General features: G+C 59.0%; 10 protein-coding genes and 1 pseudogene. 5 read left to right on the plus strand and 6 right to left on the minus strand.

Annotated features, from left to right (window positions below; all coding sequences use genetic code 11):
* Positions 1-16 precede the first annotated feature (16 nt).
* The 5 genes and pseudogenes from H2515_RS15305 to H2515_RS15325 form a co-directional block, all read right to left on the minus strand.
* Complete coding sequence (locus tag H2515_RS15305) at positions 17-379, minus strand: copper-binding protein (protein WP_198660539.1); 363 nt, start codon at positions 377-379, stop codon at positions 17-19.
* A 128-nt stretch (positions 380-507) separates the two neighbouring features.
* Positions 508-1,254: a cytochrome b/b6 domain-containing protein gene (locus tag H2515_RS15310; protein ID WP_198660540.1), complete on the minus strand. Its 747-nt coding sequence runs from the start codon at positions 1,252-1,254 to the stop codon at positions 508-510.
* Between the two features lie 25 nt (positions 1,255-1,279).
* The gene (locus tag H2515_RS15315; RefSeq protein ID WP_198660541.1) at positions 1,280-4,390 is read right to left on the minus strand and encodes an efflux RND transporter permease subunit; all 3,111 of its coding nucleotides are present in this window, start codon (positions 4,388-4,390) and stop codon (positions 1,280-1,282) included.
* A complete protein-coding gene (locus tag H2515_RS15320) occupies positions 4,383-5,702 on the minus strand; it encodes an efflux RND transporter periplasmic adaptor subunit (protein ID WP_198660542.1) in 1,320 nt (439 codons plus the stop codon). Before H2515_RS15320 ends, H2515_RS15315 begins: the two co-directional genes overlap by 8 nt.
* A pseudogene (locus H2515_RS15325) lies at positions 5,699-7,008 on the minus strand (TolC family protein). Before H2515_RS15325 ends, H2515_RS15320 begins: the two are co-directional and overlap by 4 nt.
* 594 nt (positions 7,009-7,602) lie before the next feature.
* Between H2515_RS15325 and H2515_RS16595 the strand changes: the two are divergent.
* Positions 7,603-7,716: a hypothetical protein gene (locus H2515_RS16595; RefSeq protein WP_408626792.1), complete on the plus strand. Its 114-nt coding sequence runs from the start codon at positions 7,603-7,605 to the stop codon at positions 7,714-7,716.
* A gap of 77 nt (positions 7,717-7,793) precedes the next feature.
* A complete protein-coding gene (locus tag H2515_RS15335; RefSeq protein ID WP_198660543.1) occupies positions 7,794-9,728 on the plus strand; it encodes a potassium transporter Kup in 1,935 nt (644 codons plus the stop codon).
* Between the two features lie 659 nt (positions 9,729-10,387).
* Here H2515_RS15335 and recD2 read toward each other — a convergent pair.
* On the minus strand, positions 10,388-12,529 hold the full coding sequence (recD2, locus tag H2515_RS15340) for an SF1B family DNA helicase RecD2 (RefSeq protein WP_198660544.1): 2,142 nt from the start codon (positions 12,527-12,529) through the stop codon (positions 10,388-10,390).
* A 90-nt stretch (positions 12,530-12,619) separates the two neighbouring features.
* On the opposite strand from recD2, the gene H2515_RS15345 reads away from it, so the two are divergent.
* The 3 genes from H2515_RS15345 (at position 12,620) to H2515_RS15355 (ending at position 14,109) form a co-directional block, all read left to right on the plus strand.
* A complete protein-coding gene (locus H2515_RS15345) occupies positions 12,620-13,303 on the plus strand; it encodes an SOS response-associated peptidase (RefSeq protein WP_198660545.1) in 684 nt (227 codons plus the stop codon).
* Between the two features lie 97 nt (positions 13,304-13,400).
* A complete protein-coding gene (locus H2515_RS15350) occupies positions 13,401-13,640 on the plus strand; it encodes a hypothetical protein (RefSeq protein ID WP_014028193.1) in 240 nt (79 codons plus the stop codon).
* A complete protein-coding gene (locus H2515_RS15355) occupies positions 13,630-14,109 on the plus strand; it encodes a LexA family protein (RefSeq protein WP_010642674.1) in 480 nt (159 codons plus the stop codon). Before H2515_RS15350 ends, H2515_RS15355 begins: the two co-directional genes overlap by 11 nt.

Genomic DNA, 14,109 nt, shown 5'->3' on the forward strand with positions numbered 1-14,109 from the left:
GGGTTACTCCGTATTTTCATTGTCTGACCGGCGTGATCCTGGTGATGATGTACCCCCCGGCAGCATCCTTTGCGAAACTGAATTTCACCATTTCTCCAGCCTTGTAGCCGTTGAGCATAGCCTTGTTCTGGAGCAGGAAATTCATTGACATACTGGGCCAGCCAAGGGCCTTGACGGGGCCCATGGCGACATTGACCATGTTCGCAGCGGGATTGATGCTGTTGATTTTGCCCTGCCCCATGAAGGTCTGGGCCTTGGTCGCTTGGCCTGATACGGTGCCCATATTGTCCATGCCCGGCATGTTGCCCGTGGCCGCATATGCCGGAAGCGTGACCACCGCCGAACACGCCAGGATGAGGGTGAGATGAAAACGTTTCATGTTTGTCTCCTTGCTGTTGTTGAACTGTTCGTTTATCAAAAATTAAGCACTTGGTTATGACTACAATTTCCGGTGCCCTTCCTTTCCGCCCATGGCGAATTTGACCGTCCGTACCACTCGCCTACCCATCACTCATGCCTGGTTTTCGTGACATCTCCGTTATTTGAAGTAATATCGTCCAGCCCTTTCGTCCCGCCGCTCAGGTCTGCCTGGACACCGAACGCAGCGTCCCAATCGGCATGAAGGGCTTGGTGTTCCGACTCGGTGAACCCCTTGTGACCGTGGATCATGGCCGATATCAAGCCGTGGCGGCCCGCAACCTCGTGCGCGATCACGAGCGCCACATGGACAATGACGAAGGCAAGCAGCAGAAAGAATCCCCATTCATGCATCACCATCAACGGGGAGTTCATCGCTTCACTGTCTGGCATGAGCGAGAGACTGATTCCCAAGGCGATCTGCACCACGGCAATCAGGAAAAAGGCAAGATAGGCGGGGCCAGCGAAAGCGTTATGCCCCCGATAGGGAGAAATCGGGCGTCGGAAGCCGCTCAAATAACAGGAGAGGGTTTCCCGCCAGATGCGGCGCTGGGCTGACGTCAGGGGCAGGAGGTCGCGCCAGCGCGCCGTCGGAGGGCCGACAAAGAGCCAGATGATGCGCACCACCAGCCCGGCGGCGAAAGCATAGCCGCCGACATAATGGATGATGTCGATCTTCCCCATCAGGGCGTCGGACATGTCATTACCCAGGGCCAGGAGGGTCGCGCCTGAGGTGAATTGCGCCATCATGGCAAGCGCCATCCACCAATGCAGTGCCCGCAGCAGCGGGTCCCAGACAGGGTGCAGGATATAGCGGGTGTCCGTTGCCAACATCATTACTTCCTCCTCATCCGTAGTCTCATCATCGTAGGCCCAATCGCCGCTTCTGCCACAGGGCGTAAAGGGCGGGAATTACCAGCAGCGCCAGTAACGCGGCGCTGAACATGCCGCCCACCATGGGGGCGGCAATGCGCTTCATCACATCGGCACCGGCGCCATGACTGAACATGATGGGTAAGAGGCCACCCACCACCAGGGTCAAGGTCATGGCCAGGGGCCGTAGGCGCAGCATGGTCCCCTCGATGACGGCAAGCTGAAGGTCATGCCAGGTCCGCAAGGCGTCACGGGCCTGCCGCCGGAGGAGTGCCTGGTCCAGGTAGAGAAGCATCACCACCCCGAATTCTGACGCCACGCCCGCCAAGGCAATGAAACCCACTGCCACCGCCACCGAGAGCTTGTAATTCAGCCAATAGATGAGCCAGAAACCACCGACCAGAGACAGGGGCAAAGTCAGCAGGATGATGGTCACCTCCACCCAGTTTTTAAAATTGAAGTAGAGGAGCAGGGCGATCAGCAGAATGACGGCGGGAATGACCAGTTCCAGGCGCTTGGCGGCCTGCTCCATGACCTGATACTGGCCTACCCAGGAGACGGTATAACCTCCCGGGAGACTGACAGCTTTCGCAATGGCTGCTTTGGCTCGGGGCACATAGGCACCGATGTTGGTGCCGGGCTTCAGATCGATGTAGACCCAGCTGTTCAGACGACTGTTGTCGCTGGTGAGCATGGCGGGGCCCCCCTCAATGCGGAGATCGGCTACCTGGGCCAGAGGGATCTGGGCACCACTGGGCGTGGCGATGCGGCTTTCCATCAGGGTGGACAGGGATTGGCGCAGTTCCCGGGGGTAACGGAGATCCACCGGGAAGCGTTCCAGCCCTTGTACTGCGGTGGTCAGGACCTTGCCACCGATGGCCGTTTCCACGAGACGGTTCACATCCGCCACCGAAAGGCCATAACGGGCGGCCTTGGCGCGATCGGTGTGGATGACGATGTAGCGGCCGCCGGTGACCCGAGCGGCATAGGCGCTCTGGGTACCGGGTACCTTGCGCAGGACGGTCTGGAGTTCCTGCCCCAGGCGGTTCAGGGTATCGAGATTCGTTCCGCCGATTTTAATGCCTAGTGGTGTCTGCAGACCGGTAGTCAGCATATCCACCCGTCCTTTGAGCGGCTGTGTCCAGATACTCGACAGGCCGGGAATGCTCATGGCTTTGTTCATCTTGCTTTGCAGCTTCTGCATCGTCATCCCGGCTGGCCACTGGTCGGGATTCTTCAAGTTCACCACTGTATCGAACATGGACAGGGGCGATTGGTCTGTCGCCGTCTGGGCCCGTCCCGCCTCGCCAAAAACCGTTTTTACCTCGGGAAAAGTCTTGAGGATGCGGTCGGTCTGCTGCAAGATCATCGCCGCCTCGCCAATGGAAACCGCCGGGTCCTGGGTGACCGGCATGTAGAGCAGCGTCCCTTCGTTCAGCGGCGGCATGAACTCCGATCCCAGGCGGTTCCAGGGATAAAAGAGAGTGGCCGTGAGCAGCAGGGCCAGGATCAAAATGATCCAGGGGGCGCGCAGGACAGCGTGGATGAGCGGACGGTAGAGGAAAGCCAGGACCCGATTCAGGGGGTTTTTGTTTTCAGGGCGGATGCGGCCGCGGATGAACCAGGCCATCAAAATGGGCACCAGGGTGACCGAAAGGAGGGCGGCGGCGGCCACGGAAAACGTCTTGGTGAAGGCGAGCGGCGCGAAGAGCTTGCCCTCCTCGCCACCCAGGGCGAAGACCGGCAGGAAGGAAACGGCGATGATGATCAGCGAGAAGAACAGTGCCGGACCGACCTCCGCCGCCGCCGCCATCGCCGCCGCCCAGGGGTCGACGCCGGGGTTGTGTTCCAAATGCTTGTGCATGTTTTCGATCATGACCACGGGGGCATCCATCATCACGCCGATGGCAATGGCGATGCCGCCCAGGGACATGATGTTGGCGGGGACACCCATGGCCCACATGATGAGGATGGCGGCCAGTATTCCCAGCGGCAGGGCGACGAGGGCCACCAGCGCCGAACGCGCGCGCAGCAGGAAGAGCAGGGAGATGAGTGCCACTGCCAGGGATTCTTCCAGCAGCTTGCCGGTCAGGGTGTGAATGCTGTGCCGGATAAGCGGGGCTTGGCTATAGGTAGTGACGACCTGCACGCCCTTGGGCAGGGAGGGCTGGATGTCCTTTAGCTTGCGCTCGATCTGGTGGATGAGGGCATAGGCGTTGCCGCCCTGGTTCATCATCACGATCCCGCCCACCACCTGGCCCTGGCCATTGAGATCGGCGATGCCATTGGGCAGCTGCGGGCCCAACTGCACACGGGCCACCTGCCGCAGCGTAATGGGCACGTCGTTGCGTACAGCCAGCGATGCATCTTCCAAATCTTTCAGGGAATGGATATAGCCCGAGGTACGGACGATATAACTGGCTTCTCCCATGTCCACCACCGAGCCGCTGGTCTCCCCGTTGGCGGCACGGATGGCGGCCTCCACTTCCGGCAGGGTCAGGTGGTAGGCGAGGAGTTTCTGCGGATCCACTACCACCTGGTACTCCTGCACCATGCCCCCCACCGTGGCCACCTCTGCAACGCCGGAGATGCCCTGTAGTTCGTACTTGAGAAACCAGTTCTGCAAGGTGGTGAGCTGGGCCAGATTCAAGGTCCCGCCGGGATCGCTGAGGGCGTACTCGAAGATCCAGTCCACCCCCGAACTGTTCGGCCCCAGGGCCGGGGTGATCCCCGGCGGCAGCTTGGACTGCACCTGGCTCAGGTATTGGAGTACCAGATTGCGGGCCTGATAGATGCTGGTGCCCCCTTTGAAGAGGACGTAGACATAGGAGTCCCCGAACATGGAGTAGCCGCGCACGGCTTGGGCACCGGGTACCTCCTGCAGGGTGGTCTCCAGGGGGTAGGTCACCTGATCCTGAACAATCTGCGGAGCCTGACCAGGGTAGGAGGTCTTGACGATGACCTGGGTGGGCGAAATGTCGGGGATAGCCTCCAGGGGGATATCGATCATCGCCAACAGACCGCTGGCAATCAGCACCAAGGCGGCGATCACGACCAGTGCGCGGTTTGCCATACACCATCGCATGAGTGCTCTAATCATGAGACTGCCCTCCTGGACCCATATCCATCCCGGCCATGGCGCTCTTGGTGGACGCCGTGTTACCCCCTAACATACGGGCCTTGACGGACTGGAACCGGGATTCGGAATAGAGCAGGAACTGGGCGCTTTCCACTACCCGGTCACCCGTTTTGAGTCCCTTGTCGATGGCTACCCAACCGTCGGCCTCCGGCCCCAGGGCGACCTGTACCGGCAGGAAGTGTCCTTGGCCCTCGCCCAGCATCACGTAATCTCTCTGACCGGTACGCAGTACGGCACTGCTGGGCACCGCCAGAGTCTCCGCAGCGCTGGCCAGAACCGTGGCGTCGCTATAAGTGCCGGGGCGTAGCATCCCGCCGGGATTGGGAAAACTCAGCCGGGCCGTTACCGTCCGGTTTTTGGGGTCCAGTGTCGGGTAGAGAAAGTTCAGGCGTCCCTCCCAGGATTTGCCGGGATAGGCGGGCAGATGCAAGCGCACGGCATCGCCGATATGTACCCACGGTAACTGGTAGGAATAGAGCGCCACATTGACCCATATCCGGTCGAGGTTGGCGATTTCATAGAGATTCGTCTGCGGCGAGACATAACTGCCCTGGCGCACATTGAGGGTCTCGACCACCCCGGAAGCGGGCGCCATGAGCGGCACGTCCCGCTCCGCCGTGCCGTGCCGGGCGAGCGCCGCGATCTGATTTTCCGGCATGCCCAGCAGTCGCAATCTCGCCTTGGCGGCCGCCAGCAGTGCCGGGTCTTCCGTCGTCCCACCCTGGCGGCGGGCAATGAGATATTCCTGTTGGGCACTATACAGCTCGGGAGAATATATCTCGGCGAGCACCTGGCCGCGCTGCACGGGGTCACCCACGGCACGGACGTGCAAGCGTGTCACCCAGCCGGAGAAACGCGGCGTGACGGAATAGACCCGGTTCTCGTCCACTGCCACGGTGCCCACGGTATGGATGGCATGCCCCATCTGACGGCGCTGCACCGCTACAAGGCGCACCCCCAGGTTTTGCGCCAGGCGCGGATCGATGCTGAGACCGGACTCTTTTTTTGCGTTCGGGCTGGAGGCATAGACCGGGATATATGCCATCCCCATGCTGTCCTTCATCGGGTGATCCGAATGGATTTTGGGATCCATGGGGGCAGCCCAGTAGAGGATGTGCCGTCCCTTGGGGGTACTTTCCTGAGGATGGGTTGCGGCGACGTTGGCGCTCGATGCCGCGGCAGGGCGGCGCCCGCAACCACCACACCACCCCAGCCCGAGGACTACGCCAAGGACGAGCAGACCCATGCCGATGATCCAGTTGCGTGACTTCATGGTTGCATCTCTCCTTGGGCGGTGAGGAAATCCAGTTCTGCGGCGCTGATGGCCAGGTCGCGGCGGTATTGCAGGCGGGTCAGGGCGTAGTCCAGCACTTCCTTCTGGGTGCGCAACACCGTGTTCAGTCCGGCGCGCCCGCCGAGTAGGCGGCGAGCGTTGCGGAAAAGGCATTCCGTGCGGTGGGCAGCAGTTGTCGATCCATGCGCTGCAACTGGATTTTGTAGGATTCATAGCGGGCAAAGGCGGCGCGCGCCTGCTGGGTCAGGGCCAGGTGTTGATCGTCATAGCGATATTGCGCCTGCTGGGCCCTGGCCTGGGCGGCGGCAACGTCCTGGTCCTGACGATCCCCCGGGAATATCGGCAGGCTCAGGTTAACCCCCGCTGACAGCCAGTTGGGGCTGCCGGGGTAGAAATCCTGGCCATAACCGACGCTGACGGTGACGTCCGGCCAATAGCCGGTTTTGGCTACCTGCACGCCCATTTGCGCGGCACGGGTTTGCGCCTGGGCGGCGCGCAGGAGGGGCTGGCCGGAAAGTCGGGCTTCCATTTCGGCAAGAGTGGGGGGTGGCGGCAGATTCGGCCATTGCTTTTCTATGGACGGCGGTTCCGGCAGATTCAGAATCTGGGCGATTTGCGCCAGATCGCTTGCCTGCTCTGCTTGCAATCTGGTGATGTCATTGGCCAAACTGTCGCGCGCCAGTTGGGCACGGAGTACCTCGGCCTGTGACCCTTGAGCGGACCGGTAGAGCGCCAGTGCCGCTTGCACACTTTCGGCCTCCAACTGTTCCTGATGCCGGACCGTGACCATGGCATTTTCGGTATAAAGGGCTTGCAGCCAGGCACGGCGCAGCAACAACACCAGCTCGGCGGACTGGCCGCGCAGGGTGTCGGCGGCCGCCTGGGCCTCAATCCCCGCCTGCTGTCCTTCCAGCCCCAGTTTGCCAAAAGAGGGGAAAGTCTGACTCAGGCCCACGCTCAGCATGCTCATCTGCTGCTGGTTCATGGAGAAGCTGTTGAGGGGCAGGTTTGCGGCACCGAGATCAAGATGCGGATCGGGCAACTGGGCAACGGCCACGGCTTTGTGCCGCAATTCCGCAATCTTTTGGGTCAGGGCGCCGAGACCGGGATTTTGCCGCAGGGCAATCGCTTCCGCGCTCTGCAGGCTCAATGGGGCGGCACTGGCATAAGGGCCGCACACCATCATCAGCATGACGGGAAGGGAGAGTGGCCCTGAGCCCCTGCGAATAGCCGCAACCCACGTTAGAAAATATTTATTTCCAGAACTTCTTTGCACATCGCTCATATAGCCTCCACATACGGCCCGAGTTAGGGCCGAAGACGCGAATTTCCTGTCCGGCGCGACTATGTGCGCAGGACTACGGATTCAGGCAGGAGGCTAAATGAGAAAACGAACTGCAGAGAGTGGGGGAAGACCAGTGTGGGCTGCAACGCGGAGAAAGTGTGGAACGGGCTTAGGAGAAGAGAGGGTGATCCAGGATGCAACGGAAACGGCGAAGGCTGACATGGCGGGGGTGACGTTGTGGGCACCCTCCGCTACCGGCGTCATCATATCGTGGTGGCAACAAGCAGTTAGGCAAGCTCCTTGCTGCTGGGCCGGAACACCAAGGGCCTGTTCGCAACGCGGCATTTGTGTGCCGTGTGCGGCCACCCCTGTCATCGACAGGGCGCACAGAACCGGAGCAGCGTCTACGGGTGCCAACATCCAAGGCAACAGTAGAAGCAAGACCATAAAAGCTATCCGGTGAACGAACAGGCGAAAAACGCGCACAGCACTCCAATCTCGAAACGTTAGTCAGGTTATCACAACTCAACGTCCATCAAATGTCAACGCACGACAGCCCACAAGTCCCAGGGCAGCACGTTCCATTATGCTATCGTGGACCTGAACGACCTGTATAGCATGGTGAGGAAGGCTGGCGCTGACGAGTACCATCGCGCATTCTATGTGGCGGTGACCCGTGCGTCGGAGCGGGTGTGGATCGACATTTGAGCGCCTAAAAAACAGAACCCCCACATCACGGCAGGTATGGTGGTATTCTTCGCCGCCAGTCTTTTCATGAGGATGTTATGGCTGATCAGAAGAAACCCTTGCAGGGTGGTGCAACCCTTCCGCTGATGGCCATGGCCGCTCTTGGTGTGGTTTTCGGGGATATCGGCACGAGTCCGCTGTATACTCTCAGCGCCTGTCTGTCCGCCATGTCCCTGCAACCTACCGCGGTAAATCTCCAGGGTATTCTCTCCCTGATTTTCTGGACCCTGGTGCTGGTCGTGAGCGTCAAATACGCCTGGGTAATCATGCGGGCGAGCAATCAAGGCGAGGGCGGCGTCATGGCGCTGACCGCTTTGGCCTCTCATGCAACCGGGCACTCCAATCGATTGCGCTGGTGGATACTGAGTATCGGGCTTTTGGGCGCGGCTCTTTTTTACGGAGATGGTGTCATCACGCCGGCCATTTCAGTGCTGTCGGCCATGGAAGGCATGGAGGTCGCGTCCCCCGCATGGAAACCATTGGTTATCCCTCTGGCGCTGGGAGTGATCATTGGACTTTTTATGGTCCAGCGACGCGGTACGGCGGCCATCAGCCACCTCTTTGGTCCGAGCATGCTGGTATGGTTTTTACTGCTTTTCGGCTCGGGGCTCACCTGGATCGTCGCAGATCCGCAAGTGCTGATTGCGCTCAACCCGTGGTACGCCCTGCAATTTTTCGGAATACACGGCATTGGTGGGTTAGTGATCCTGGGCGCCGTCGTCCTCGCCGTCACCGGTGCGGAGGCGCTTTACGCCGACATGGGTCATTTTGGTGCGCGGCCTATCCGCATGGCCTGGTATTTTTTGGTGCTGCCCGCCTTGGCCCTCAACTATCTCGGCCAGGGCGCCTTGCTGGAACTTGATCCCTCAGCGATCCAGAATCCTTTTTTCATGCTTTTCCCCGCATGGGCAACCATACCTATGGTGGTGATATCTGGCATCGCCACGGTGATCGCCTCACAAGCGGTAATTTCCGGAGCCTACTCGGCGACACGACAGGCGCTGCTGTTGGGATATTTGCCACGGCAGGCCATCATTCACACGTCGGCATCCGAACGCGGACAGATTTATCTCCCCCTGCTTAATTGGCTGTTGATGGTGGCGGTTATCGTGGTGATCCTCTGGTTCAGGTCTTCGAACGCGCTGAGTTTCGCCTATGGTACGGCGGTTACCGGCACCATGTTGATGACCACCATCCTGGTCTTCTTCGTCGCCCGCCACAGTTGGAAATGGTCGTTGTGGAAAGCGGGCCTGTTCTGCGGTTTCTTTGTCCTGCTGGACGGCGTTTTTTTCGGCGCGAATCTGCTGAAATTCGTAGAGGGGGGATGGTTTCCTCTGGCAATCGGCCTGGCGGTATTCACCACCATGTCGACATGGCGCTGGGGACGAGGAATTCTCGCCCGCAAACTGTACCCGGATGCCCTTTCGGTGGAAGACTTTCTGAGCGGCGTCACCCCTGGCGATCCTATCCGTGTCCCGGGCACTGCGGTATATCTGACCATGCGCGAGCAGGCCATTCCGCATGCCTTGCTGCACAACCTGAAACACAACAAGGTGCTTCATGAACGAGTCATCATCCTCACCATCAAATTTGAGGAGGAACCCCGCGTCCTTCCCGCGAACCGCGTGGTAGTGCTGGATTACGGGCAGGGGGTGCGCCGACTCACTGCCCGTTATGGATTCATGGAACACCCAGACATTCCTGAGATTCTGAAATCTGCTGAAAATTCAGACAACCTATGGAATCCATTGGATACCACTTATTTCGTTTCTCGCCAACGGGTCATTCCGACCGCCAAGGCGCCGCTTTCTTTAAGGAGAGAACACCTGTTTGCCATCATGCTCCGCATTTCCGCCAATGCCACCGACTTTTTCCGGCTCCCGCCCAATCAGGTGATGGAACTGGGAGATGTTGTCGAGTTTTCGCATAAGGTCCCCGATGCGCCAAAGAAGGAAAAGGCCACACAGCAATAGCAGACCAACTCCACTTGTTGCGAAGCTCAGGCCGTGGGAACCTATGCCTACAACGCGCAGAGCCAGGGCTATGACGCTGAAACCAGAAACCATCGAAAAACTCACACGCGCAGGCCTCACCGTCATTTGCCCGGATCCTGCAGCGAGCCCGAGTTATCGCCCAGTTTTCATCAGCAAAATCGCTGCGGGATTTCCTTCTCCCGCCGATGATTACGTGGAGCGCCGCCTGGATCTCACAACCAGCACTGCATTCGCAACCCAGAAGCCACGTTCTTCCTGAGCGTCAGTGGTGATGACGCAGGGAGAGGATATGGGAGACTTTTGAGTGAGCGAGCCGAAGGATCTGTAAGTCACCACCCGGTTAGCTCCACCAAACAGAGGGTATCATTGTGTCTGGTGAGTTTTGCTCGCCCAATAGTAAGGTATCCATTACGGATACCCGGCGAAGGTATCCATTACGGATACCCGGCGAACAGCCTGTCGTACCATTGCCATGGTGATCTCTCCTGCTGGCATGCCGTACTGGGGAAAGTATAGTGCAATTCAGCGAGCCAAGTCGTCCATGATGTGATCGATTTCCGAATATTAGCTAACCGGCATCTGGGCAACCCAATGGCCGCTATCAGTCTATTGCGACCATTCGCCTCACTCGTCCCAAGCTACTGCATCCACTCCCGCAGTTTTGACCATCGCCGTTTCCCGGATCCATTCCGCGCCGCCATGGCCACAGCATTTTTCTGACCCACAAGCACGACCAGACGCTTGCCCCGGGTAACAGCAGTATAGAGCAGATTGCGTTGCAGCATGGGGTAGTGTTGCGTGCTCATGGGAATGACCACGGCAGGATACTCCGAACCCTGACTCTTGTGCACGGTGATGGCATAGGCCGGTTGCAGGAGATCCAGTTCCCCAAAAACATAGCTGACCTCTCTGCCCTCAAAGTCTGCGGTCAGGGTGCCTTCTTCCACGTCCACACCTTGCACAAATCCGATGTCGCCGTTAAACACCTCTTTTTCATAATCGTTCTGGATCTGCATAACCTTGTCACCGGGCGCGAAACGGCGGCCGAACTTTTCGATGGTTGGTGTGCTTTCACCATTGAGGGCCGTTTGGAGCGCTTCATTGAGCGCGCGGGCACCCAGCGCACTGCGGTTCATGGGGCAAAGCACCTGGATATCATGCAGCGGGTCCAGGCCGAAGCGACGTGGGATATGGGTGGTGACCAGTTTGACGAGCTTTTCTGCCGCTTCCGCTGGATCATCCGCTGCGATGAAATAAAAATCGCTGAGCCCACCCGGGTTTCGCAGGTCCGGCGTGTGCCCTGCATTGATCTGATAGGCCGCCTGAATGATCCGGCTTTGCGCCGCCTGGCGAAAGACTTCCGTCAGATGAACTTCGGGGATGGTTTTGGCGGCAATCAGATCCGCCAGCACTTGGCCGGGGCCTACGGAGGGCAACTGATCGGGATCGCCCACCATTAGCAGTCCCGCCTGGGATGGCAGAGCTTTGAGGACGGCGTGCATTAAGGGCACGTCGATCATGGAGCATTCATCCAGGACCAGAAGATCAATATCGAGGGGGTAATCCTCTTTGCGTTTGAACCCACCGCCCTTGGGATCTATTTCGAGGAGCCGGTGGATGGTCTTGGCCTCTTTGCCGGTGGTTTCACTCATGCGTTTGGCCGCACGTCCGGTGGGGGCGGCCAGTGCGATGCGCAGTTTCTTGGCGTCGAGGATATTCAGGATTGCGTTCACGAGCGTGGTCTTTCCCACACCGGGGCCGCCGGTAATCAGTGCCACTTTTTCCTGCAACACCATACGGATGGCTGATTGCTGACTGTCCGCGAGAGCGATGTTCAGCCGCTTCTGCACCCAATCAATAGCCGCATCGGCCGCAATGCCCGCCCATGGGGCTTTGCCAGTACGTAGATGTTTCAGGAGGCTGGCGATGCCCTGTTCATTGCGGTAAAGGGGGGCCAGGAAGACACAATCGGCGTCCTGCACCTGATCTGCGATGATCGCCCCTTCCCGTAATTCTTCCTGAATGGCGCTTTCGATGGCGCCTGTCGGGACTTCCAGCAACTTTTCGGCCAGAGGGATCAGTTCCTCATGTGGTAATCCGCAGTGCCCCTCGTCGCGTGCCTCCATGAGGGCATAGGAAATGCCTGCCCGAACCCGAATGGGAGCATGGGGTTCAATACCCATTTTCATGGCGATGGCGTCAGCGGTTTTGAAGCCTATGCCATGAATATCCCGGGCCAGCCGATAGGGGTTTTCCGTCATGACCCGAACAGCATCGGTGCCGTAGGTTTTGAAGATGCGCACCGCCCGGGCGGTACCCACACCATGGGTGTGCAGAAACAGCATGATCTCACGAATCACTTTCTGGTCCGCCCAGGCGCTGACCATGCGTTCCCGGCGAATAGGGCCAATACCTTCCACTTCCGCCAGGCGTTCCGGTGTTTCTTCGATCACCGTGAATACCTGATCCCCAAAAGCTTTAACGAGCTTTTTGGCATAGACGGGACCAATGCCCCGGATCATGCCGGAGATTTTCAGAAAAGCGGCTTTAAACTGCAGGCCGTGATCGCGATCGGTGATCCAGATGCCTGAAGCGGTGATCCATTCACCTGCGGTGACCGTGGCCGCATGCCCCACGACGGTGACCAATTCCTTGTGGCCACGGGCTTTGATGCGCAGCACACAGAAGCCGCTTCCATAGTTATGAAAGGTGACCCGTTCGATCAGTCCACCGAGCAGTTCATTGGGGGTGTCCTGCTTCTGGCGCTCCGGTTTAGCCATTTGAAAAAGACTCTTGAACGCAGCGGATCTCCGCTGACTCTGGGAAAATGGTAGCATGACCGACAAAGCCTGTATTTGTCGGGAGGCGTTATGTGTGGTCGCTATGGCTTCATTCACAGTCCTGAAGCGCTTCAGCAGGAGTGGGGGAGATTGCACGTTCTCGGGGATTACCCACCCAGTTATAATCGCGCTCCGGGTCAGATACACCCCGTCGTTCGACAGGCCCCGGATCTCGGCCTGGAGTTGGTACCCATGCGCTGGGGATTTTTACCGGGCTGGAGTACCCGTACCCACATCCGACCCATCAATGCGCGGGCCGAAACCGTCGCTACCCAACCCCTGTTTCGGGAAGCCTTTCGCGCAAGGCGGGCACTGGTGCCAGCGGACTGGTATTTTGAGTGGCCCTTTGTCCCCGAAGACCCTTCTGAAAAGTATCCCATGCTCATCCGGGCGCAAGATCATCGTATTCTGGCGCTTGCCGGGATATGGGATCAGCACACCACCGCAGAAGGTCAGACCGAGGAGACCTTCGCCATCATTACCGTCCCCGCCCTACCTGCCTTGCAGCACATCCATGAACGTATGCCTTTGGTGCTGGATCGCAGCCATTGGCCGCTCTGGTGGCATCCTCATGCGCGGCGGACACACCTGGAACCCTGTTTTCGGCCTGCAGACTTTTCCTGGGAAAGCTTTCCGGTCTCTCCGCAGGTGAACAGCACCCGTTACGATACACCAGAGGCGGTTTTGCCTTGGAACGGGACGGCGCCAGACTGATGGGATGATCTGAGAATACTGGCGTTGAGAGGATACTTGCGCATCGTAGAACGGTTACTGTATAAATATATAGTACACGGTTGCGGAGCACATTCTGATGCAAACAACGAACGCAAAACCCATCAAGAAATCCCAATGGCTGCTGGTTTTGATCCTGGCCCCTTTGTTGGCCGCCTGGCTGGGCCATCAGTCTCCACAATATGCGGCCGGGAATGGCGGCGTATTTCAAGACGCCCGCCATGTCACCTGGACGCCTGCCACCAGCCCAATGACGGTAACGCCCGCCGCACAACAAAAAGGGAACGACCAGGATCGGAAGCAACCCTATGCGTTGTGATCCGATACCCGTATCCCAGGGTACATTGGGCGCCAAAGGCATGCTGGCCTCATCGCCACAGCCCGTGGGCGGCCATCATCGCGCCTGTACGCTTCCACTCATGGTGTCCCGGATTGCCGCAGGCTTCCCGTCCCCTGCCGATGACTATGTCGAAAAACAGATTGATCTGAATACCCACCTGATCCAGCACAGGGAAGCGACTTTCATCCTGCGGGTTACCGGCTGGTCCATGCGGGACGCGGGGATTTTTGATGGGGACGAGATCATTGTGGACCGGGCCATTACCCCGGTGGATGGCAAAATCGTGGTGGCGGCCATCAATGGCGACCTCACCGTCAAACGTTTGCGCCGGATCGGCAGCGCCGTGCATCTGGTGGCGGAAAATCCCGAGTTTCCCGCGATCATCCTCAAAGAAGGGGAAGAACTCTGCATCTGGGGCGTGGTGACCCGGGTGCTGCATCGCGTCTGA

The sequence above is a fragment of the Acidithiobacillus ferrivorans genome (assembly GCF_016250455.1).
Taxonomy (GTDB): Bacteria; Pseudomonadota; Gammaproteobacteria; order Acidithiobacillales; family Acidithiobacillaceae; genus Acidithiobacillus; species Acidithiobacillus ferrivorans.